Source organism: Uliginosibacterium sp. TH139, from assembly GCF_002855595.1.
GTDB classification, from domain to species: Bacteria; Pseudomonadota; Gammaproteobacteria; order Burkholderiales; family Rhodocyclaceae; genus Uliginosibacterium; species Uliginosibacterium aquaticum.
On record NZ_PKRR01000005.1, the window covers coordinates 280,624 to 301,074 of the forward strand.

The window sequence follows — 20,451 nt, forward strand, 5'->3', positions numbered from 1 at the left end:
ATGCAAAAAGATACTGTTCCCGCTGAACTGACCGCACTGGCGTTCGACTTCTTTTACTGGTTCTCACGCTTCGAATTCGCGTTGAAGGAGAACAAGTATCTTAAAAACCATGCGGAGGGTGCGACCGCGTTACCAGGATGGGACGAGTTCGTCGAGAAACACATCGGCGGTCGTGGCTAGCTCTTGCCCCTCGGCTTGCTGGCCCGCAATCGAGGTGCCGCAGTTCGCGTCAGCATGAGGGGATTTATCGTAGGAACAGGTGCAATTGTGTCGAACCAAGACGTTCGACCCAAGGCACGCACAACCTCGATGAGCGTGCGCAGCGACGAACCGCTCCCGTTCTCCAAATTGCGTAAGGTGCGCACGGAGATGCCCGCGCGCTCAGCGAGTGCAACCTGTTCGAGATTCTTGTGGATACGTAGCGTCTTCAGTCGTTCCCCGAGTTCCATCTCCATCTCGGCTGGTGTTTGAACATCGTTTGTCGTTCCCAATTCACCCTCCGTTTCCGCACGCCACCCACAACAATGGGCAACATTTTGCCGCTTATGCATAGAATATACACTTAATCGGCAAATTTTTGCCTGTTGTAACGTAGTAACAGCGCTGCGGTCAGCAAGATGCTGGTCGCCAGAAAGACCTCTCAAGTGAGTTGATGCAGACGCTCGATGCCATCAATGCTCGCTGGGGGGCTGGAACGCTCCGCGTGCTGGCGGAAGGCGACAAGCAAAATACCCCCGCCTGGAGGATGCGCCGGCAACGCCTTTCGCCGGCTTACACCACACGTGGGGATGAACCGCCGTTGGTCTCAGCGAAATGAAGCTTTTTGACCAGTGCAGCGAGCCACGGTATTGAAAACCGACTGCCGCTTCCGACCCAATCCGGGCGTTCGGCCTCGTGAGCTGTCAGCGGCAGGAAACTGAGCGTAGCGGTCATTCATGACCCGAGGCGAGCTACTCCTGCTCGGCCTTAGCCGACATTGGTAATGCATGAACTCAACGGCTGCTGTGTGTTGTGAAGCTGTCGTCGGGGACAACAGTCCGGTCGACTCGGGAGCTCATTTTGAGCTTAGTGATGCGTCCTTCATGATTTGGTTGAATGGACATTGTTGGTCCGCCCCGGACACAGCAATGTCCGCAGTATCTGGGCGGGCTTCTTCCGCAAGAGCCCCTTCCGGCACCGAGTCTCCCCACTTCCGCATCGCCTCCAGAACATCACGTAGCCCCTTACCTAGTGGCGTGAGTTCGTAAACCACCCTTGGCGGCGTCTCGGCATACGCCGTGCGCGTGACGAGTCCATGTCGCTCGAACCCCTTCAGCCGGTGGGTCAAGGTGTGCGCGCTGATCCCGGGCAACGCATCCCTAAGCTGCGTGAACCTTTGTGGCCCGTGCAACAGCTCGCGCACGATCAGGGTGGCCCACGGGCCATCGAGAAGCGTCAGGAATCGATCGACGCCACAGCAAGGCACTTTTTTTCGCTGCATTCTTTAAATTCTTCCATTAGTGCATTTGACGTAACTGGTGCAAATATTAAACCATTAAGGTTCCATGTAACGCACTATCAAAGGTATCTCTTATGACTTATGTGATTCACGGCGCCACCGGTGCCCAAGGCGGCCCTGTTCTGGCTCGGTTGATTCAGTCTGGTAAGCAGGCTGTCGCCGCTGTCCGCAACACGTCCGCCATCAAGGGTCTACCAGCTGTTGCGGTCGACAATGCCTCGGTGGACTCGCTCACCGCTGCCTACAAGGACGCCGAGGGTGTCTTCATTCATCTGCCGGTTGTTGCTGAAGCTGATCGTCTGCGGTACGCCCAAAACATTGCACAAGCCATCGCCCGTGCACAACCTCGACGAGTTGTGATTTCCACCAGTGGGTGGGTGGTGGATGAACCGAATTCACCGCTGCAAAACCCGCCTGAAAGTGCTATCGCGACGCTGATTCGCGAAGTCAAGGAAGCCGGAGTTTCACTTGCTGTCGTGGCCCCGCGCCTGTTCTTCGAGAACCTGCTCAACCCTGTGGTGTTAGAGCCGGCGAAGGCTGAAGGTATTCTTCGCTATCCCCTGAGAGCCGACTACCCTGTTTCGTGGAGCTCCCACCTGGATGTGGCCGAGGTGGTCGAGCGACTGCTGACCGACGCTTACATGACTGGCGTTCCCGGCGTGGTTGGTGTCGGCCAGTCGCCAGGCGTTACCGGCGCTGAGCTTGCGGATGGTTTCTCGCGTTACCTTGGCCGCCCGGTATCGTTCCAGAGTGTGACGCCTGAAGCATTTGGCGAAATGATCGCCCCCTTGTTCGGTGCGGGTGCCGCTGCCGGCGTTGTTGCAGGCTATCAGGCGCAAGCTCTTGCCTCCGCGAACGCAATTTCTCATGACACGAGCGCCCAACATCTACTTGGGCTAACACCTCGTACGCTGCAGCAATGGCTGGGCGAGCTTTCCATCTAACCACGACTACCAGACTGATGTGCCACTGGGGCGGACGTCATCTTCTGCCCTAATGGCACATGGCAGCCACACTAGAGAGTTGGAGTTAGGCGGTGCTACTTCTTATTGACCAAGAAAACACCAGCTACTGACACAACCCCACCGATCAACATGGATGCGAGAACTTCTTCCCCAAGTAGCACGGCAGACAGCAGGACGCCGAAGGCTGGGACTAGGTTGGTAAAAACAGCCGTTCGAGAAGGTCCGATGCTACGAATACCTTGGTTGTACCAAATGAAAGCGACAACAGTTCCTATCGCCCCAAGATATAGAAGCGACACCCAGACCTGCCAACCGAGGGCTAACCAATCAACCGCGCTGAGTTCGCCCACGGCCCCCACCGAAAGAAAAGTGAGTCCCCATAGCGCGGCGTAGGTGGTGGCGGCAATTGAAGACATGGTCTCAGCCGCCTTTCTGGAAATAAGCGTGTACATCGCCCAGTTCAAGACAGCCAACGACATCAATATTTCTCCCAACCCAATCGATTCCCCGATGTTTCGCATCACCCTAGTCAGATCACCTCGGGTAATCACAATCAACGCACCAATCAAAGCCACCCCAATCCCGCCCCAACGCTTCGATCCGAGGCCCTCCCGGAGGGTCAGACGGGCCATCAACGCGGTGACGATGGGCGTCAGACTGACGAACAAAGCAGTCCGCCCTGCAGGAATACGTGCCAACGCACCGAAAAAGCACATGTTGTAGAGAAAGATGCCGGTTAACCCCATTGCGACTGTGATGAGCAACTGGGTTCGGTTCAAACGAGGTAGACCTCCTTCAAAATGAAATGCGACCCAGACAAGAAGTAGCGCCGCTACAAAGAACCTGCCGAATGCGGCCACCTGCAGCGGCATGGCTTGGGCCAGAACCCTGCCTGCAATAAAGGTTCCTCCCCAGAACAAAGCGACCATGACCAATTTAAGGCACAGCATCGGTGTGAGCGCAGACGGTTTACGCAGAGGTGTAGGGGTTCGCGGTGAGGAGGGGCCTGCTGTCGTCATGTCTAGGACCACGAAGAAGTGAGCGTTCAGGGAGTGGGCATACGTGAATGCATGCTATTGCTCATCTTTGGTGATAGTAAAATTAGTAAATACTCATGATTGGACTATCTAGGCATGACGTTCACGCAGCTTGAAATCTTTGCCCTTGTTGCAGAGCTCGGTAGTTTCACTGCGGCAGCGCAGAGGCTGAAGATCACTCAGTCGGCGGTCTCCCACGCACTTAAACAACTGGAAACCGAGTGGGGCGTGACGCTGCTCTTGCGCGGATCGGCCTGCATTGAAGTCACGGAGACCGGTAAAAGTTTGCTGGTGCGCGTGCGCGAACTCCTGGGCATTTCAGAGGCGATTCGGCAGGAAGTCTCCGCCGTTCGTGGGCTGAGTCGTGGGGTGCTTCGGATTGGTTCATTTGGCACCACCTCGTCTCTCCAATTACTGCCCAGGCTTCTTGAGCAGTTCAAGCGAAGCTATCCGGGAATTGATGTTTTTGTGGACGAAGGCGAGGACGATGAAGTCAGTCAATGGCTCATTGAGCGGCGGGTGGACATCGGGTTCGTCGTGCTCCCGGATGAGCGATTCGATACGCTGCCTTTAGTTGAGGATCAATTTGTCGCCCTGATTCCTGCCGCACATCCGCTTGCAGCCAAGAAAGCCGTGTCACTGGCCGACTTAAGCCCCAACCCCTTCATCATGACTTTGGCGGGCAGTGCAACTGCCATCCAGCGGCTCTTTGAGGAAGCACACCTGTCCCCCTCCGTAAAGCAGCGTTATGCACAGATCATCACCATCATAAAAATGGTGGAGAGTGGATCAGGCGTTTCTATCGTTGCTGATCTCGCTGCGCCGAACCAAGTGATGGCGCTCTGTCCTGGTGTTACCAAAAGACCGCTGATCCCCGTAGTGAAGAGATCGGTCGGCTTGGCTACGCTGAAACAAAAGCACGCGAGCCCTTCCGTCGAAGCCTTCCTGAAAATGGCGAAGAAAGTTGCGGCCTCGTTTCCATAGCCTCACCGAACTAGGCTCCGCGAATCGCTCCGACTTTTATAGACGCTCTCACGGACGGCTTTGTAGCTGATAGCAGTCGCGTCCGAGCAGCACAGCGACAGGCGACTTTGGCCGAGTTGTGTGAATTGGTCTTCCGGCGGGGTCCGGAGTACAGCAGTCATTCGGGTGGCTGCTTCCCGGAAGGGAACGAACCATCGAAAGCATGGACGGGACCCGAAGCGCCTTCCAGCTTCAATTACCGGGCACAAGTTCACTTCGAAAATATCGCTGCAAGCAGTGCCACAACGGCCGCACCCTTAAGGAATGCCCGGCCGTCGTCATCAATACCACTTGGGTTGGACCGCCGGGGCGTCACCTGAATCCCTTGCACAGCAAATTGCGCGGCCGCCAAGTCGGCTCGCCGAAGAATCTCGCTCGGCTGGACTCCCAACACTGGGGCGATGATTCCCAATTGCTCAACCGAAATCGGGATGGCCCCGTTTTCAACCCTGGACCATGTGGGCTGGGCGACCCCTACCGCTGAGGCCAGCCTGGTTTGGTCAAGTTGGCAGAGGGTACGAAGCTGCTTGATGACGCTACCGACGATTTCTGGATAGCTCACCGCCGGCTGCACAGCAGCCGTTGACTGTGGTTTTGGTTGCATATATGCTCCTGATGCATATGAAGCGTTTTGCGCATATATTATTCTATCCGAAAGGAACAACTATGATCTGCTTTACCCCTGGCCAAGTGATTGGCGTCCGTGTTGGGTTCATCACCCACGTTGGTATCGTGACCGACCGAACCGTGAATGGCGAACCGATGGTGATATCAAATTCACTTCGTCGAGGAGAGGTCGCGGAAGAACCCTTGAGCATGTTCAAGGGCGCCTTCGAACTCGTACCGGTCGAACAGCCGGCAGTGATGCCAGCTTGGATAGTCTTGTCCCGTGCAAGGGAAAAGCTTGGTACGCAATGGAAACTGACGTCCTGGAACTGCGAACACTTCGTGACCTGGGCTTTCGGCCACGAACCCCAAAGCAAGCAGTTGCAAGCAGGCGTGGTCACCGGCGTCATTGCCCTGTTTTCAATCTTGAACAGAGCGTAGTGGCGGCCTCAAAGCAAGGGGCGGCAGGACGCATAAAACACAGCGCGGTAATAGACCTTGCGGAACATTCAATGAAACCGCTGAAGCTTGCCCAAGTGCGCTCACTGCCTTGCCCTTGTCCAACGCGCTGGCCTGACTTCTCTTGAAGTTATGGGCTGCAACCAACCCGAAGCTGACGTAGTACCCTTGCCATATGGCGCTATAGCAACGGGCAAGCAGTTCAGTTTGGGCTCCGTCCCAACGGCAGTTGTTCAACCTGCAACAGCCATTCAGCCCCGGGAAGGCAATGACGGCTTTGGCCGAGTTGCACGCGTAGGCTGTCTGGCTGGTTTCAAAGTGAAGCAGTCACCTGAGAGCCCGCTCTGCGGGAGACGCACCAGGCGACTCTTGGCCAACACTTGCCTCCCATGTTATCCGCATAGCGGCCTTCAGGCAGATGGCGTTTTTGCGCGACATCAAGAGACCCTTCCCGACCCGGGACGGACACCCAGCCTTGTCGGCAGTCAGCGGCACGAAACTGATCGAAACGGTCAATTGGTAACGGCCGCAAATGGCGGAGGCTCGACCATTGGAGCCGTTCAGCCTCTTGGCAGCTGTAGTACGCAAGGCTGACTGTGCAGTCTCTACAAGATCAGGGACGATCAAAGAGTATCGAACCGATGCTACTTATTTTATCGACCACGGAGGAGTCAGGACGTCGATCCGATACCACTTAGTTGAGCCGTCTCGGTTTTGCACCAAGGCAATAGGGCGCTTGAGTTCGATGACCATCCCGACACTGGAGACATCACCAACGGCAAGAGTTTTCCGGAATGCCCTAATTTCTTCCGCAGTGGGCGGGTAGGTCTCACGGGTCATCTTCGTGCAATAAGGGGCGTTGGTATCGCCAGGCTTGGGAGCATCATTCGTGTAGATATTATGGCCATCCGGGAACGAGCACTTGTATACATCTGCTTGGCATACCATTGGCAATAACAAGCACAACACCAATCCGAACCTTTTCATTTTCTCCCTTTGCTAGGACAGACAGTAACCGACAGTAATCCGTGCTGAATGGCGTATGCCAACGTCTCCATGGGAGAAGGTTACCTGTAACCTTGTTTAAAGTGGCCATCCGGCAGGTTTTAAAGCGCAGCAGCCAATCAGCGGATGCATTTAGGACGAGAGTGGCAGTCCGCACCTAGCCGACTGTGCTCATTAGGCATCCACTCTTGTACCCAAATCATCCAGCTGCAGCAGTCAAAATCGCCAGTCGGCTCATGCAGCGCTATTGTAGACGTTCGCCTGAGTCAGCCAATGAAAAAAACACGTTCCAAGCAGTCTTTCGATCCATCCTCGGCGAAAACAAATTCTCGACACAATTTTTGTATTCGATAGTTTGCGACCGCGTAGCAATTACACTAGGTAAGATCACTTGCCGAATACAGAATAGATGGCATGCAAACAATAACCGCAAACACCAGAAGTTCTTATGCTTGAAAAGGTTGGATGTGCTTACTGTGTCGATGCAAAATTTGTGTGGAAAAAAATCCCCCGCACTCAGACTTGCGACTACAGTCTTCGCACTGAGGTAGGTATTCGTTCTTCCAGTCCGAAATTGACCTACGGTAAACGCTCTCAACGTCCCTGTTCACCAAGCAAAGCTGGTGGTTATAAACCGAGCAATGCATGCCGTAGGTCCGCAGCACCTCTACCGCCTCGGACAGCGTGTCACGATAGGTATGCGGGTCCGCCCACAAAATGTCTAGATTGGCTCGTGTAAAACCCGTAATTTCCAATCCCATCAAGGCAACATGGTCCACAAATAGCAGATTGCGCGCAATGAATTCACAGGTCTGAACCAGGCGAGGAAGCGTCTGCTGATGCACCACTATCCGGATTTCAACGCGAACCCCGTAGCGCTTGAGATTCAAGATGCCCTGAATCGTCTCGTCAAAGGCTCCTTCCGCCTGCACCACGTATTCATGTCGAACAGGGTCGTCCGAGTAGAGCGGAATACCCAACTGGAGGTTGGGGTGGCGCACCTGGGCGAGGCGGGCGGCAAAGGCTTCGTTTTTAAAGGCGCGGCCGTTGGTGAGCACATCCAGCGCAGTGCCTGGGAGGTTAAGCTTCGCGGCCTCGACAAGCTCGATGAACCGTTCCCCGTGCAAGGTCGGCTCGCCGCCGGTGAAACCAATGTTGACGGTATCACGGGGAATCAACCCCAAGAGCTCCAAGGCTTCATCGACCAACCAAGCATCATCCACGCGTTTTGGCGGTTGGCTGCACATCAAGCACAGATGATTACAGCGCTCCGTCAGCAAAATGGAATTGCTCGGCGAGCTCTTGCGAAAGAGCGTCGAGATACGCTCGCCCTGCGGGTTCAGCCGAACGATGTCCCCTTCCGCAAGGTAGGTGTAGTCCTCCGGGAGTAAATAGATGTCTGGCACCCCCGCCACGGATTGGTCTACCTCATTCAGCTGCTCCTCAGAACCGCAAAGCAGCACACCCACAAACGGCTTCGACTCTCGCAGGTGAGCCCATTGCTCGGCGGTCATTTTCTTGAATGCATCCCCTTTGAGGAGCAACGCCGTGTTCCGGCGCATGACAGCCGGTAATTGTGCATTGCAGGTGATGTGCGCCATGCGTGGCTGCTGGGCCTTCGTATTGCGGGTTTGAATCTGACCTCTGAGCTTCAGCATGTATGGGCCCACTGTGTGAACAAACGGCGAACATAGGGGTCGTTTTCCATACGGCTAATCAGCCCTCTGAAAATATGCATATTGCGTTGGCAAAACTCGCTCTCAGGCTTGCGGCCGACCATGTCTTGCTGCTGGCGCCAATGGAACACCGGGTCGGCACCGCACCAAGGCTCAAAGGCACAATCGGTGCACATCGGAGCAGAGTACGCAAACGTCTCATCCACCGCCTGCAGAAAAGTCTCATTGGTGTAGAGCGTCTCGAAGCTGTCGTCTACGCAGCCCAGCTTGAAGGTAGTGTCTTGCATCTCAGCCAGCATGCGCGACTCATCGCTGGCGTAGACCGTTCCGTCGTGGTTGTAAATCACTCCAGCCATTCCAATGCCGGCGGGAGAACGAAGGTCAACGTAACCCGGGTCTTTGCAAGTGAGCATTTTGGTGAGGATGGTGGCTGCGTAATACTCACGGAACTCAAGCCCTTGCCGATTGAGTTCGATAACGTAATCGAGCGCATCATCATAGAAGTTCAGCCATTGCTCGGCATTGTAGGCACGAAAGAACCGTGTTTTGACCGCAAACCCATACGGAGAGAGCGGCCGCAGAAAAATCCCGCCGAAGCCCTGTTCAACGTACTCGTCGACAATTTCCCGCCCCCTAGAAAGACTGGCTTCCGTGGTGGTCATGAGCGCGCTGACAGAATGGCGCCCTAAACGCTGGCGTACCCGGGCAATGCCTTCAATGGTCCGCTCGTAGGAGTCATCACCCGGGCGAGGCCGATTTTTGTTGTGCAAGTCTCGCGGTCCATCCAGCGACGTTGAAATACCGATTTCATGCTGCGCGCAAAAGTCGAGCATTTCATCAGTTGCAACGGAGAGGTTGGTGGCTACGATGAACTTAAGGTCTTTGGGATGAGCCAATTGCTCATTGGCCGCCTTTGCCGTCAGAACCACATGCTTGAGCAAATCGAAGTTCAGGAACGACTCTCCGCCTTGGAATTCGATTTTGATGGCAGGGTTCGGAGAGCGCAGGGTGAGTGCAACAGCCTTTTCTGCATGCTCCCTGCTCATATCAAAAGCGGTCTTGTCTTCAGATTGCCTTGAAACCTGACAGTACGGGCAAGAGTGGTCGCATCGCTGGGTCAGCACAAACATATGGAGACCAGTCCAGTTGGCCAAATGCTCGTTGCGGGTGCGGACTTTAATGGCCAGTAGGTCTGGAGCCATCTTCGAGTGAGAGTCACTAAGAAAATGCCGGGCTCGCAAATCGGCATATATCGGCTCGGTCGGGCTGAGCCCCCCTTCCACCAGACGGTGAAGCAGACCGCGCTCCAAGAGGATGAATTCGCCAGCAAGATTTGTAACCACATAGCGAGTCGCGTCCAGCTCAGTAAAGTTGAACGGCAACAGCGAATAGGAGGGCAAGGCGGAGGACTGCTTGCTGAAAAATTCGATAGGTTCGAATTTGCTCATGACAGCCCCTCAGACTGCAGGTGCAGCGCCATCCGGCGCAATAAGGCCAGTCTTGGAGAATGCATGCGCCAAGATGAGATTGCGTACGCCTTCCGTTTGGATGCGGATTTGTTCTCTAAGTTGCTGGTCCAGCGCTTCGTTGTGAAGCTGTTGCACTAGGCGGGTCAGCACTTTGTCCGACATGGGTTTCAACGGCTGCAGAGTTACCTGAATAGAGCCCGGTCCATCACTCATCACAGCCTGTACGTTGAAAGAAGCTTGGTTAGTGAAGCGATAGCACGCCTTTTGAACAGCTAGGAGGGAGTAAGCGCTTGCGTCAAATTCGACTAAACGGGTTTCCAACACGATGAATCCTCAAGGGAACGCGTGGCGCCAACCACACAGAGACAAACGCCCCGAATTCGGGGCGTTTTAGCAACAGCTATCCATCTCGCGAAAGCGAGACAGCTACACCTTACAACTTTCCCGCGGCTTAGTAGGCCGAGCGGTGGCTGTAATGGCTTGCGTGGGATGCGTGAGAAGCGTGAGAGTGGTGATAGGCAAACATCTGCCCTGTGCCTGTCGGCTTCACCATCAGTGAATGTAGCTCACCCTGCTGAGCGTAGAACGACTGGGTAAAACCCAGCGTGCGGCTAGCGCCTTCTTGAGTAGCTGTCGTGGGCTTCTCAGAAGCAGCTGAAGGAGCGGACTCCAGCTTCGCAGCAGCCTCACCGGTCAATGCCGCAGCAGCCATGGTTACCGGAACAAAAAACGAGAATTTTTTCATTGCCCCTCCTTTTTATGCACAATGAAACCAGTTTATTCGTTTTTTTCAGTTAAAAACACCCAAACCCCTACTTATACGTCCACATGGGCAGGTCAAAACGATTTGACTTGCGCAATTTCTCACAGATAGCCGCATTTGGCTCGATTTCAACTCCTACGGTGGCCTCCTCTTACCTCAGGTTTCCGGCCAATAGGCTTCGTCAGAGAGTGAATCATCACCTCACCTCAGCCCGATGCGTTTCTATGCTGCTTGGTATGCGTCTTTCACACGCTATACCGCTCTATTGGGGCCCCCATTGTGCGCCCCCGATGGAGAAGACACTTGAACACCGAAAACAAGAAATCCGGCGGCCAGCACCGTGCCGGCATGGTCCAGATGAAAACCTGGCTCCCGAACGAACTGAAGAACGACTTCGCTTCGCTTTGCGCTGTGCAAAGACTCTGTGCTTCGGTAGTGCTGCGTAGCCTGCTTGCCGCTTACGTTTTTCATGCGTCTGGAGCCCCGCATGGCAAAACGGAACAACGCTGAGCAGATAGCTGAACTCCAGGCACAAGCGGCAGCAACGCGACGGGCAGCGGAAGCCGCAGCAGATGTCTTGACACAAGACCTTGCCTTCGCGGCGGCAGCAACGCTTGAATCTGTAGCTAGGCATCAACTGCGGCGCAAGACAACTGAAGAGGCGCCCGTCCTCTTGTTGCCCGACAACGCGTCCATTGCTGAAGTACGCCAGGCCCGATTGCGGCGAGCGGTCCAACGGGGCAAGGATGTGTTCCTTCCCACCTGGAGAGAAGCAACGGTTGGAATTCCAAATGCACTGCTGCGGTCGTCCCTGTTTTCGGCTGCTGGCGTCACCAACAAGCCGCTGATGAACCTGGAGATACGTGTGCAAGGCGACACCTCTCTCACTCTGACGGGACATCCGCTCGGCGATTATGACCGGCGCGTTTTCGCTGCTTGTCTCAATTACTATCGGGACGACAGGCCTCTCTGTCCAGGCAGTGAGCTGCGTTGGGTAACGGTGACGTTCTGGCAATTGGCGCGGAACCTAAATGTTAGCTATTGCGCCAACACGCACCAGGCCATCCGCGACAGCCTCATTCGGCTTAACGCTGCACATCTGCGCATTCGGGTGAAACGCGTCGACATCCCGATGCCGCGGCTCTTGGATGTTCTGTTTGACGATGGCTACCAAGGGAAAGACACGCCAGCACGCTTGCTCAAAGGGAGCGACCTGATTTCCTTTCGCATCCTGGAGTCGATGGCGACGCTCTTCGGCCCAGAGGACTGGAGCGCGGTCAGCGAGGCTGCGCTGCACGACTACTCAGGTCTGCCAGCGTGGCTCGCAAGCTACTACAGCACGCACGCGAAGCCGTTCCCTGTGAAAGTGGAGGACCTTTTCAGGTGGAGCGGCGTGGTCTGCGAGTTCCGTGAGTTTCGACGCCGGCTCAAACTAGGCCTCGAACGGCTGCAACGGGTGGACGTGCCAGAAAAAGTAAGGCTCGTGGCATACGAGCTCACAAATACGCACCTGACGGTTGAACTGGAAAGATGGAAGCGGTCGTCGTGACGCCTTCACGTCTGCTGCTTGTGAGCTTCACCTCCGCCTCAAAGATATTTATGCTGCGCCAGGGTCAATATGACAAATGAACGCATCTCGCCGCAGACGAAGGGAACCTCCGAAAAGATTCCATGGGCCCAACGTGCCACTCAAGGTGTGTGAGCGCTTCAACCTAGCCAAGAACAGCCACGCGGCCCGTCTGGCGCGGTGGAGCAACACTAGGGACGGCCAATTGCAGCCCCAATTCAACATGAGTGCCCTTTTGGACAGAACGGACCACACCTAACTCTATTGCCTGCCAGCCTTTGCCACGCATGCGGCAAATACGTCATTACACAAGCGCTCCCGCTGCCGATTGACAGCCACCATAAACCGTCTGGCGTAATCCCACATTAATATGTCGAGTTAGACGGACGGCTATCTGCCGCCTCCTGACCTAAGACGAGGCAACCTGTACTTATGGCAAAGAAATCGGGGTCGAGTCCGCTGCTCATCGGAGCAGTCATCATAATCGGGGCCATCGCGTCTATTCCAAAGGAGGTTTGGGTCCTCATTCTTCTCATAGGCGGCACAGTGTTTGTTATTTGGCTCGCCAAGAAACTGCTGGGCGGAAAATCAAGCGCTGGATCGTCCCTACCAAGCAAAAGTGCGCAGCCATATCCTTCGCGCACGCCCAATCCGGCACCACCTGCCCGTCCTAGACAGCCAGCCCAAAAAATGGGGGACGACAAGTACGCAAGCTTTGTCGTCGACGAAACGCCAGAGGACAGTGAATACCGTGTTCCTCAGCCCACCAATGCAAGTGACGGAGTGCGATGGGTACCCGCCGGTGAGAACGTGAACCTCGCCGGGTTCGATGTCCCCGGAGGGCTGCTCTACGTAGCAAGTGGCCAGCGGAACGAGTATGGCCAAACAGAGCCATCACTCATCAATCCGAAGTTGCGCATTTCCAGTAGCCCCGTCGACTGGTCCCTTCGACTCACCGATTATTGGCCTTCGTATTCATCCATATCTCCCGACGCACGACGTGCCTATCTGCAGTGGCTCGCCGATGGTCGGCGTGCGCCTGACGCTAACATTGGATACGTTTTCTTGTTCTTCTACGGCCTAGAGCGCCGAGTTTTGGTCGACCTTGGCGTGGATTCCACGATGAGTGGTGAGGCCGCGGCCATTCAGGGAGAAGTCCGACGTTTGCTCAAAATCTACGGAGAAAACAACTCCTTCCATGGCTATGCAAGTCGCTTTCTCGCCTTCATCGAAGCTAGAGGTTACGACAATCAGCCCATAACACCTGACCCACCCAAAGTCCTTGAGCAGAGCTATGAATTGCCACTGAGCCTGAAACTCGGCCTGGGGAAATTTGCTGTCGCGCAAAAACCTGTTCCTGCATCGTGGGCCATGGCATGGGCGTTGAACGACCCAAACATCTGCCGGCGGACCCCCGTGTCTCGATGCGAAACGGAATTCAAGTCGCTTTTCAGTCGCAAGTACGCAGAAGCCTATGGGGATGGCATCGTACTTAGGCTCAATAAGACAAAACTCCAAGTTTCTTACCATCCGGCATCGAGCGCCCTGGCCGGATGTGTCGCCCCCCGTAACATCGGAGACTTACCTGACGTCACGGCTGTCAAAGGACCTATTCAGAAGCTGCAAGCCTTGGTAGATACCTGCACTGAGTCACTGGACTCCTTTAGTCGCTTCATCGGACGCAATCCAGACAAGGCCCAAGCGCTTGAAGGACTACTGCAGTTGCCAGTAGAGCTTTGGCCCACGACTGTTCGTGCCGAGCTTGATGACATCAAGAGCCGTGTGGGCGAAGGCATGCTCGTTATGGCCTTTGGAGAACTTTCCGGTCGTCTCAAAAGTGCCGGCCCTCTGTCTCGCGACAAAGTGCTGGGCTTGGCCCGCGCACTCAAGGCACTCCACATCGGCATGGAGCCGGATGTTCTCACCGGAAGTCGAACGCCCAAGGCCGAGGACAAGATTGCCCTATTCACGATTGCAACCGAAGACGACGCAGGGGGAAGTGAACATGCCTATCAAGCTGCCGCAGCCACGCTCGACTTGGCTTGCATGGCTGCGCATGCCGACGGCGAAGTCTCGGCACACGAGTTGATGTCGCTGACCAAGCAAATCAACGCTTGGACCCATTTGAGCGATACTCAACGCAAGCGGCTCAGAGCACACCTTCGTCTTGGCATCGACCAGCCTGCAACTCTTGCTAGCCTCAAGAAGAAGCTCGAACCCTTGGCCGAGGACGCACGCCACGCGATATGTCGACTTCTGGCCCACCTGACGCAGGTTGATGGCGTCGTAAGTCCGGCTGAAGTGAAGTTCCTGGAGCGCACCTACAAAGCAATGGCACTCGACGCCAGGCTCGTGTACTCCGACCTACACGCAAGCGCCCCCGCATCAACCGTTGCAACGCCTTCTGCAGACACCACAACCAAAGCGCCAATTGCGACGGCCACAACCAACGGGGGGACTTTCGCTCTCGACCCTGCTCGTATTGCGCAGTTGGAGAAGGAAACCGCAGAGGTATCCGAACTGCTTGCAAGGGTGTTCGTGGACGAAGAAACACACGAACCGATACCCGTTGCCGAGACAGAACCCACCGAGGAGTCCGCGCAGCCCTCTGGAATCCTCGGCCTTGATGCAGACCATTCGGCCTTTGTTCGCCTGCTCATTACTCGAAGCTCTTGGCTTCGGGAAGAACTCGCGGATGCAGCCTCCGATATGGAACTCATGCTTGATGGCGCACTGGAGCACATCAATGAGGCGGCCTTGGATGCCCTCGAAGCACCGCTAACCGAGGGAGATGACCCTATTGAAATCAACAAGGAAATCCTGGAGGCGCTCCCTGTATGAGCACAATACGCGCAAAAGACCGTGATGCGGTTATTCAGTCACTTCGTGCGGGAGTGGTCCCGCGAGTGGGTCAGCATCTGATTCAGGTTGGACGTGTAAAGGAACTTGAAGCCCTGATGAAGGACGTTGAGCGCATCGCTGACGCAGGGTCGGGATTCCGAGTCGTCATCGGGGAATATGGCTCGGGAAAAACGTTTTTCCTTAATCTGGTCCGTGCCATCGCGATGGAGAAGAAGCTCGTCACGATGCATGCCGACCTCAATCCGGACCGCCGCCTCCATGCAACAGGAGGACAAGCCCGCTCCCTTTACGCGGAACTGGCCAAGAATCTATCGACGCGCACCAAGCCTGATGGAGGCGCTCTGCCCGGCATCGTCGAGAAGTTCATCGCACAGGCGAAATCCGAAGCAAAGGTAAGCGGAAAACCCAGTGAAGATGTCGTTCGAGAACGCTTGGACCATCTTTCAGAGATGGTGAACGGCTATGACTTCGCCGAGGTCATAGCGGCATATTGCCGCGGGTTCGACGAAGGCAATGAGCTACTCAAATCAGACGCCATTCGTTGGCTTCGCGGAGAGTTCACTACAAAAACAGACGCTCGAGCGGCACTCGGTGTCCGCACCATCATTGATGACGCTTCAATATATGACCAATTGAAGTTGTTGGGACGCTTCGTCCGGCTTGCCGGTTACGCCGGCTTGATGGTCTGTCTCGATGAGCTGGTGAACCTCTACAAGCTTTCGAACACTCAGGCTCGTAACGCGAACTACGAACAGATTCTCCGAATTCTCAACGATTCTCTCCAGGGCTCAGCCGACGGCCTCGGTATCGTGCTCGGCGGCACACCGGAGTTCCTGATGGATACGCGCCGTGGGCTCTACAGTTACGCGGCCCTGCAATCCCGTCTGGCTGAGAACACCTTTGCAAAAGCTGGCATGGTGGACTACTCCGGCCCGGTGCTGCGACTGGCCAGCCTTACTCCCGAGGACTTTTACGTACTGCTCAACAAGCTGCGACATGTCTATAGCTCTGGAGACCCCGCAAAGTATCTAGTGCCTGATGAGGCAATACCGGCCTTCATGACGCATTGTGCCCAACGACTCGGGGACGCCTACTTCAGGACACCACGGACGACCATCACCGCGTTCATCAATCTGCTGGCGATTCTCGAACAGAACCCCACTGTGAACTGGGCTGAACTACTTGACCACGTGGCCATCGAGAAGGACGACGGTGCTGTTGCTGATACGGCTGTAGAGGATGATGACGAACTCGCCAGCTTCAAGCTCTGACTCCCAGGGCTTTCAACTGCTGGATGAGCGCATCCAGCGGTGGATATGGGGCGAAGGATGGACAACCCTGCGCGATGCCCAAGAAAAGGCCATTCCTGCCCTCATCGACGCCGACCGCGACGTCATCGTGGCAGCGGCAACCGCAGCGGGGAAGACCGAAGCCGCCTTCTTTCCTATCCTGACCCACATGCTGAGGCAAGAGCACGACATTGGCACTGTGCTCTACATTGGGCCCTTGAAGGCGCTCATCAACGACCAGTGGAGCCGGCTATCTGAGCTGTGCGAGTCGTTGGACATCCCTGTCGTTGCCTGGCACGGCGATGTGGCTGCGAGCAAAAAGCAGCGCTTCATCAAAGACCCGAGTGGCATTCTGCTCATCACACCGGAATCGCTCGAAGCCTTGTTCGTGCGGCGTGGTTCCGCCATGCCAGGTCTGATGTCCCGACTTCGCTACATAGTCATCGACGAACTGCATGCCTTCATCGGCTCTGAGCGCGGCAAGCAGCTTCAATCTCTCCTCCATCGACTCGAACGAACTGTTGGGCGAAAGCTCCCGCTTGTGGGCTTGTCCGCGACCCTTGGAGACATGGGTTTGGCCGCCAGCTTCCTTCGTCCAGATGGCGCAAGTGCCGTCGAGTTAATTGTGGCGAAAAGTGGTGGTCAGGAACTCAAGGTACTTATCAAAGGGTATGTGGAAAAACCTCCGCGAGCAGAAGGAGAGCCCGACCTTAACGACCCCACCATGGAGGACCTCGTACAAGGAAGCACACTTGAGGTCGCTCAACACCTCTATGCCGCGCTGCGGGGCTCCAATAATCTGGTGTTCCCCAATAGTCGCAGACAGGTCGAAATCTATGCCGACCTGTTGCGTCGAAACTGCGAGCGGAACAACGCACCCAACGAATTTTGGGCGCACCACGGCAGCCTCTCCAAGGAATTCCGCGAGGAGACCGAACGAGCCTTGAAGGATGGTGTTCGAGCAGCCACAGCTATCTGCACCACAACGCTCGAGCTTGGCATCGACATTGGCACGGTCAAGAGCGTTTGCCAGATAGGGTCTCCGCCGTCCGTGGCCAGCCTCCGCCAGCGACTAGGCCGGTCTGGCCGCCGCAAAGGCGAGCCGGCAATATTGCGCGGTTACTGCATTGAACCCGAGCTGGGGCCCAAATCAGGTCTATCTGACTGCCTTCGCGAGGGACTCGTTCAGTCGGTAGCGATGGTGAGGCTGCTCATCAACGGATGGTTTGAACCACCCAGGGTCGGCGGCCTGCATTTATCTACCCTTGTACAGCAACTCCTCTCCATCGTTGCTGAACAGGGTGGCGCCACCGCCTCGGAGTTGTGGGCCTGTTTGGTGAAGGATGGCGCGTTCTCATCCTGCTCCCGCGACGATTTCGTTTCCTTGCTCCGTCACCTCGGTGACAAGCTGCTAGTCAGCCAGGATAGCTCCGGGCTACTTTTGCATGGGGAGCTTGGTGAAAAGCTCGTCAATCACTACGACTTCTACGCAGCATTTGCTTCGGACGATGAATTCAGGATTGTGTGTGAAGGTCGAACACTCGGCTCACTGCCTGTTTCGCACCCTCTACTACCGAACCAGCGCATCATCTTCGGTGGCCGTCGCTGGCGTGTGATTGATGTGAATTCGGAGCAAAAAGTCATCGTTGTCGCTCCGGACAAAGGTGGAGCCCCACCGGCGTTTGATGGGGGTACCGGCATGGTCCACGACATTGTTCGACAGGAGATGCGCCAGGTACTGAGTGAGACGAACCCAGTTCCATTCCTGGATGCCACTGCATCAACGCTTCTTACCGAAGCCCGCCACTACTATCGAAGAGCGGACCTTGACTCGAACTGGCTCATCAAGAATGGCAACGAAGCAATACTGCTTACATGGCGTGGTGACTGGGTAAATGATGGCCTCGCGATATTGCTGGCGTCTGCGGGCTTGAACGCAACAAACGAGGGGGTGGCGTTGGCTGTTTCTGGCGTCTCCACCGATAGGGTAATTGACGCGTTGACGGACATCGCGGAGCGGCCACACCTGGACCCTCAATCAGTTCTGGCAGATGCCAAGAATCTAGTTCGCGAGAAGTGGGATTGGGCGCTGCCGGAAACTTTGCTCCGCAAGTCGTTCGCGTCACTCCACCTTGACCTAACTGGAGCACAGTTACTTGCAAGGAAGTTGGTGGCGCAGTCTTGAGCTGAAACAGCGAGCTTTCCCACACGAGGCACAATTCAGTTACAACAGACGGCCCAATTGGTTACTTGCGATAGTTGAAAAAAATGGATACCGTAAAAACAGGCTCTCAGTGAGCCAACCGTTGAAATGCGCCTAAGCTTTATGCCGCAGATGGCAGGTTGCCCTATTGGTGAACGGACCAAAAGGACGCAACCATGCGGGTTTCAAGACATTTTTGGCAGCGCAAACAAGCTCAGGGCCGACTCCGGCGTCTTCCGTTTTCCGTCACCCGGCGACGTTACCGCTCGCCTACTCCTTCCTGCCCAAGGAAGGGGCTTGGTCTTCCCCATACTGAGCTGGTTGCCCCGAATACAGCACTGAGGCCACCGCTTCAGTGGGTGCCAGCGACAGGTGCGTCACCTTCAGAACGCGCATCACCTGCAAGAAAAACACGAAAGAAAACGAGCCCCGCGAAATCTTGTTCGCCAGAGAGCGCTCCGTCTCGTGCATTGCATTGGCCTGCATCAGCTTGGCCAGCTTTGCGTAGGTCACACCACGTCGCTGCAACTCGGCTCTCAGGATGCCCTTCGCCTCTGCTTGCCAGTACGGCAACGATTTCAAATCGGTGGTGGGCTCCTCGTTCATCGCACCAGTCTATCAAAAACACACCATCACTACCGCGATATACATCCCATATATGGGATTTTTTAGCTGCATCAGCGCAGCACGGCTGTGCCCTCCCCCTATACCTTGACCCCGCTGCCTTGTGGCCGGGGACATTTCAAACAAATGCCCGGCCGCGCTCCGCTGCCGGCAGGTATGTGGAAAGCAAGCATGGCAGCCAAGATTAAATGGTCTGAAGCAAAAATCGCCCAGCTGGAACGAGAGGGGCGAGGCAAAGGGGCTGGCGCTGAATACAAGCCTTGGGTACAGGTGAACGACTTCTCGTCCCGTGGCTATAGTCGCCGCGTATTCAGTCAAAAGACAGGTCGCGTCCATCACCTCCTCTCCGAGGTGGAATGGCAGTTGTTCCTTCTGCTGGAGTTTTCGCCAGCAGTGCTAGACATCCGGGAACAGTACCCACTGAAGCGCGAGCAGACGCTCTCCATCGCCACTGAACTCGGCATTCGCCACCCAACCTACCCCGGCACATCTGTCTCCACAGTGATGACCTGCGATTTTCTGGTCATCCTCCAGGAACATGGGGAGCAGGTCGTTCGGGCGTTCAGCTGCAAACGGGAGAACGGGGTGGACGGGGAACGCGACGTTGAGAAACTCGAAATCGAACGCAGCTACTTCAGTGGTCGCGACGTACCCCATCACCTCGTCTTCGACAGTTCGCTCCCGAAAAACAAAATTGACAACGTGTATTGGTGCCGCGGGGCCAGCATCAACGACGACGACACCTACGAATACGACGGCGCCTTTGCGGAGCACCGGCAGCGTCTCATCAACGAGTTGTCGCGCAAGCCAGTTGGTAGCCTGACCCAGTTCTGCGACAACTACGACCGACTGACAGGAGTCAAACCGGGCACAGGCCTGCGTGTTGTCCGAGCACTGCTCTGGAATCGCGAACTCCTGACAGACCTCAATACGCCAGACCCGGCCCGGCAGCCGGCTGTCATGTTCAGCCTGGCGCCTAATGTTGCCCCGCAAGCCCGGAGAGCATGACGATGCTGTTCAAAAACCAGATACTCACCTTGGTGGAGAGCGGTAATAACTTACGCATCCTCAATGTCGACCCCGTCAACAACATGGCCTGGCTCTTCGACCTTAAACACCCCAAAGCGCTACCTCGACCCCATCTCTTGGAAAGCGTGGAAGAGGCCTTGCGCGAAGGTCTGTTAGTCGAGTTCGAAGCAAGCGCCCCAGCCGCCCCCCGAAAACACTCCGAAGCAGCCGTATCACGCCGCGACAAGGCCTACGACGCTATCGAGCCCCTTATTCAACACCCCGGCATCCTGGATGCCTTGAATCGCCCCGGCTTCCCTAGACTGCTCCGAGCTTCATGAAATACTGCTTTTCGTAGTCTATCGGAGACATGCCATTTGCGTGGCTATGTCGCCGT

Annotated in this window: 22 protein-coding genes; 12 read left to right on the top strand and 10 right to left on the bottom strand. The window is 55.8% G+C overall.

Features of this window, described 5'->3' with window-relative positions:
- Positions 1-180 (top strand): hypothetical protein, encoded by a 180-nt coding sequence (locus C0V76_RS13855; RefSeq protein WP_101943148.1) that lies wholly within the window; start codon positions 1-3, stop codon positions 178-180.
- Here C0V76_RS13855 and C0V76_RS20465 read toward each other — a convergent pair.
- Entirely contained in the window at positions 177-551 is a 375-nt protein-coding gene (locus C0V76_RS20465) for a helix-turn-helix transcriptional regulator (protein WP_371460217.1), read from the bottom strand. The two genes, C0V76_RS13855 and C0V76_RS20465, sit on opposite strands and share 4 nt — an antisense overlap.
- Positions 552-652: 101 nt before the next feature.
- Here C0V76_RS20465 and C0V76_RS13865 point away from each other — a divergent pair, with 101 nt between their 5' ends.
- Positions 653-817 carry a DUF4113 domain-containing protein gene (locus C0V76_RS13865; RefSeq protein WP_101943151.1) on the top strand — a complete coding sequence of 55 codons (165 nt, stop codon included), beginning with the start codon at positions 653-655 and terminating at the stop codon, positions 815-817.
- 237 nt (positions 818-1,054) lie between these two features.
- Here the strand turns inward: C0V76_RS13865 and C0V76_RS13870 are convergent, their stop codons facing one another.
- Complete coding sequence (locus C0V76_RS13870; RefSeq protein ID WP_101943152.1) at positions 1,055-1,480, bottom strand: helix-turn-helix domain-containing protein; 426 nt, start codon at positions 1,478-1,480, stop codon at positions 1,055-1,057.
- 92 nt (positions 1,481-1,572) lie between these two features.
- On the opposite strand from C0V76_RS13870, the gene C0V76_RS13875 reads away from it, so the two are divergent.
- Positions 1,573-2,442 carry an SDR family oxidoreductase gene (locus tag C0V76_RS13875; RefSeq protein WP_101943154.1) on the top strand — a complete coding sequence of 290 codons (870 nt, stop codon included), beginning with the start codon at positions 1,573-1,575 and terminating at the stop codon, positions 2,440-2,442.
- 95 nt (positions 2,443-2,537) lie between these two features.
- Here C0V76_RS13875 and C0V76_RS13880 read toward each other — a convergent pair whose 3' ends face one another.
- Positions 2,538-3,392: a DMT family transporter gene (locus C0V76_RS13880; RefSeq protein ID WP_216821741.1), complete on the bottom strand. Its 855-nt coding sequence runs from the start codon at positions 3,390-3,392 to the stop codon at positions 2,538-2,540.
- A 204-nt stretch (positions 3,393-3,596) separates the two neighbouring features.
- Between C0V76_RS13880 and C0V76_RS13885 the strand changes: the two genes are divergently transcribed.
- Positions 3,597-4,484, top strand: coding sequence for a LysR family transcriptional regulator (locus C0V76_RS13885; RefSeq protein WP_101943158.1), 888 nt, complete (start codon positions 3,597-3,599; stop codon positions 4,482-4,484).
- Positions 4,485-4,734: 250 nt separating this feature from the next.
- Here C0V76_RS13885 and C0V76_RS13890 read toward each other — a convergent pair whose 3' ends face one another.
- Positions 4,735-5,127 carry a helix-turn-helix domain-containing protein gene (locus C0V76_RS13890; protein WP_101943159.1) on the bottom strand — a complete coding sequence of 131 codons (393 nt, stop codon included), beginning with the start codon at positions 5,125-5,127 and terminating at the stop codon, positions 4,735-4,737.
- Positions 5,128-5,189: 62 nt separating this feature from the next.
- Here C0V76_RS13890 and C0V76_RS13895 point away from each other — a divergent pair, with 62 nt between their 5' ends.
- A complete protein-coding gene (locus C0V76_RS13895) occupies positions 5,190-5,570 on the top strand; it encodes a hypothetical protein (RefSeq protein WP_143707428.1) in 381 nt (126 codons plus the stop codon).
- A 666-nt stretch (positions 5,571-6,236) separates the two neighbouring features.
- On the opposite strand, the gene C0V76_RS20470 is transcribed toward C0V76_RS13895, so the two are convergent.
- From C0V76_RS20470 to hxsA2, 5 genes are all read right to left on the bottom strand, one after another.
- On the bottom strand, positions 6,237-6,575 hold the full coding sequence (locus C0V76_RS20470) for a DUF4124 domain-containing protein (protein ID WP_101943163.1): 339 nt from the start codon (positions 6,573-6,575) through the stop codon (positions 6,237-6,239).
- 464 nt (positions 6,576-7,039) lie between these two features.
- Positions 7,040-8,194 (bottom strand): His-Xaa-Ser system radical SAM maturase HxsC, encoded by a 1,155-nt coding sequence (hxsC, locus tag C0V76_RS13905; RefSeq protein ID WP_101943225.1) that lies wholly within the window; start codon positions 8,192-8,194, stop codon positions 7,040-7,042.
- A 50-nt stretch (positions 8,195-8,244) separates the two neighbouring features.
- Complete coding sequence (gene hxsB, locus C0V76_RS13910) at positions 8,245-9,717, bottom strand: His-Xaa-Ser system radical SAM maturase HxsB (protein WP_101943164.1); 1,473 nt, start codon at positions 9,715-9,717, stop codon at positions 8,245-8,247.
- Positions 9,718-9,726: 9 nt separating this feature from the next.
- Positions 9,727-10,062, bottom strand: a complete 336-nt coding sequence (gene hxsD / locus C0V76_RS13915; protein WP_158239247.1) for a His-Xaa-Ser system protein HxsD — start codon at positions 10,060-10,062, stop codon at positions 9,727-9,729.
- A 127-nt stretch (positions 10,063-10,189) separates the two neighbouring features.
- Positions 10,190-10,483: a His-Xaa-Ser repeat protein HxsA2 gene (gene hxsA2 / locus C0V76_RS13920; RefSeq protein WP_101943168.1), complete on the bottom strand. Its 294-nt coding sequence runs from the start codon at positions 10,481-10,483 to the stop codon at positions 10,190-10,192.
- Positions 10,484-10,804: 321 nt separating this feature from the next.
- On the opposite strand from hxsA2, the gene C0V76_RS19945 reads away from it, so the two are divergent.
- The 5 genes from C0V76_RS19945 (at position 10,805) to C0V76_RS13945 (ending at position 18,404) form a co-directional block, all read left to right on the top strand.
- On the top strand, positions 10,805-11,011 hold the full coding sequence (locus C0V76_RS19945; protein WP_101943170.1) for a hypothetical protein: 207 nt from the start codon (positions 10,805-10,807) through the stop codon (positions 11,009-11,011).
- Entirely contained in the window at positions 10,989-12,050 is a 1,062-nt protein-coding gene (trfA, locus tag C0V76_RS13930) for a plasmid replication initiator TrfA (protein ID WP_101943171.1), read from the top strand. The genes C0V76_RS19945 and trfA overlap by 23 nt, the downstream gene beginning before the upstream one ends.
- A gap of 450 nt (positions 12,051-12,500) precedes the next feature.
- Entirely contained in the window at positions 12,501-14,909 is a 2,409-nt protein-coding gene (locus C0V76_RS13935; RefSeq protein ID WP_101943173.1) for a TerB N-terminal domain-containing protein, read from the top strand.
- Positions 14,906-16,201, top strand: coding sequence for an ATP-binding protein (locus C0V76_RS13940; protein ID WP_101943175.1), 1,296 nt, complete (start codon positions 14,906-14,908; stop codon positions 16,199-16,201). The genes C0V76_RS13935 and C0V76_RS13940 overlap by 4 nt, the downstream gene beginning before the upstream one ends.
- Positions 16,170-18,404, top strand: a complete 2,235-nt coding sequence (locus C0V76_RS13945; protein ID WP_101943177.1) for a DEAD/DEAH box helicase — start codon at positions 16,170-16,172, stop codon at positions 18,402-18,404. The genes C0V76_RS13940 and C0V76_RS13945 overlap by 32 nt, the downstream gene beginning before the upstream one ends.
- A 288-nt stretch (positions 18,405-18,692) precedes the next feature.
- Here C0V76_RS13945 and C0V76_RS13950 read toward each other — a convergent pair whose 3' ends face one another.
- Entirely contained in the window at positions 18,693-19,028 is a 336-nt protein-coding gene (locus C0V76_RS13950; protein ID WP_216821742.1) for a DUF6471 domain-containing protein, read from the bottom strand.
- Between the two features lie 189 nt (positions 19,029-19,217).
- Here C0V76_RS13950 and C0V76_RS13955 point away from each other — a divergent pair, with 189 nt between their 5' ends.
- Positions 19,218-20,054 carry a TnsA endonuclease N-terminal domain-containing protein gene (locus tag C0V76_RS13955; RefSeq protein ID WP_158239248.1) on the top strand — a complete coding sequence of 279 codons (837 nt, stop codon included), beginning with the start codon at positions 19,218-19,220 and terminating at the stop codon, positions 20,052-20,054.
- On the top strand, positions 20,051-20,395 hold the full coding sequence (locus C0V76_RS13960; RefSeq protein WP_143707431.1) for a hypothetical protein: 345 nt from the start codon (positions 20,051-20,053) through the stop codon (positions 20,393-20,395). The genes C0V76_RS13955 and C0V76_RS13960 overlap by 4 nt, the downstream gene beginning before the upstream one ends.
- Positions 20,396-20,451 lie beyond the last annotated feature (56 nt).

What these genes read in the sequence shown, in the direction of transcription:
- C0V76_RS13855 (WP_101943148.1), top strand. Translation starts at nt 1, where the DNA reads ATGCAAAAAGATACTGTTCCCGCTGAACTGACCGCACTGGCGTTCGAC.
- C0V76_RS20465 (WP_371460217.1), bottom strand. Translation starts at nt 551, where the DNA reads ATGCATAAGCGGCAAAATGTTGCCCATTGTTGTGGGTGGCGTGCGGAA.
- C0V76_RS13865 (WP_101943151.1), top strand. Translation starts at nt 653, where the DNA reads ATGCAGACGCTCGATGCCATCAATGCTCGCTGGGGGGCTGGAACGCTC.
- C0V76_RS13870 (WP_101943152.1), bottom strand. Translation starts at nt 1,480, where the DNA reads ATGCAGCGAAAAAAAGTGCCTTGCTGTGGCGTCGATCGATTCCTGACG.
- C0V76_RS13875 (WP_101943154.1), top strand. Translation starts at nt 1,573, where the DNA reads ATGACTTATGTGATTCACGGCGCCACCGGTGCCCAAGGCGGCCCTGTT.
- C0V76_RS13880 (WP_216821741.1), bottom strand. Translation starts at nt 3,392, where the DNA reads ATGGTCGCTTTGTTCTGGGGAGGAACCTTTATTGCAGGCAGGGTTCTG.
- C0V76_RS13885 (WP_101943158.1), top strand. Translation starts at nt 3,597, where the DNA reads ATGACGTTCACGCAGCTTGAAATCTTTGCCCTTGTTGCAGAGCTCGGT.
- C0V76_RS13890 (WP_101943159.1), bottom strand. Translation starts at nt 5,127, where the DNA reads ATGCAACCAAAACCACAGTCAACGGCTGCTGTGCAGCCGGCGGTGAGC.
- C0V76_RS13895 (WP_143707428.1), top strand. Translation starts at nt 5,190, where the DNA reads ATGATCTGCTTTACCCCTGGCCAAGTGATTGGCGTCCGTGTTGGGTTC.
- C0V76_RS20470 (WP_101943163.1), bottom strand. Translation starts at nt 6,575, where the DNA reads ATGAAAAGGTTCGGATTGGTGTTGTGCTTGTTATTGCCAATGGTATGC.
- hxsC (WP_101943225.1), bottom strand. Translation starts at nt 8,194, where the DNA reads ATGGCGCACATCACCTGCAATGCACAATTACCGGCTGTCATGCGCCGG.
- hxsB (WP_101943164.1), bottom strand. Translation starts at nt 9,717, where the DNA reads ATGAGCAAATTCGAACCTATCGAATTTTTCAGCAAGCAGTCCTCCGCC.
- hxsA2 (WP_101943168.1), bottom strand. Translation starts at nt 10,483, where the DNA reads ATGAAAAAATTCTCGTTTTTTGTTCCGGTAACCATGGCTGCTGCGGCA.
- trfA (WP_101943171.1), top strand. Translation starts at nt 10,989, where the DNA reads ATGGCAAAACGGAACAACGCTGAGCAGATAGCTGAACTCCAGGCACAA.
- C0V76_RS13935 (WP_101943173.1), top strand. Translation starts at nt 12,501, where the DNA reads ATGGCAAAGAAATCGGGGTCGAGTCCGCTGCTCATCGGAGCAGTCATC.
- C0V76_RS13940 (WP_101943175.1), top strand. Translation starts at nt 14,906, where the DNA reads ATGAGCACAATACGCGCAAAAGACCGTGATGCGGTTATTCAGTCACTT.
- C0V76_RS13945 (WP_101943177.1), top strand. Translation starts at nt 16,170, where the DNA reads ATGATGACGAACTCGCCAGCTTCAAGCTCTGACTCCCAGGGCTTTCAA.
- C0V76_RS13950 (WP_216821742.1), bottom strand. Translation starts at nt 19,028, where the DNA reads ATGAACGAGGAGCCCACCACCGATTTGAAATCGTTGCCGTACTGGCAA.
- C0V76_RS13955 (WP_158239248.1), top strand. Translation starts at nt 19,218, where the DNA reads ATGGCAGCCAAGATTAAATGGTCTGAAGCAAAAATCGCCCAGCTGGAA.
- C0V76_RS13960 (WP_143707431.1), top strand. Translation starts at nt 20,051, where the DNA reads ATGACGATGCTGTTCAAAAACCAGATACTCACCTTGGTGGAGAGCGGT.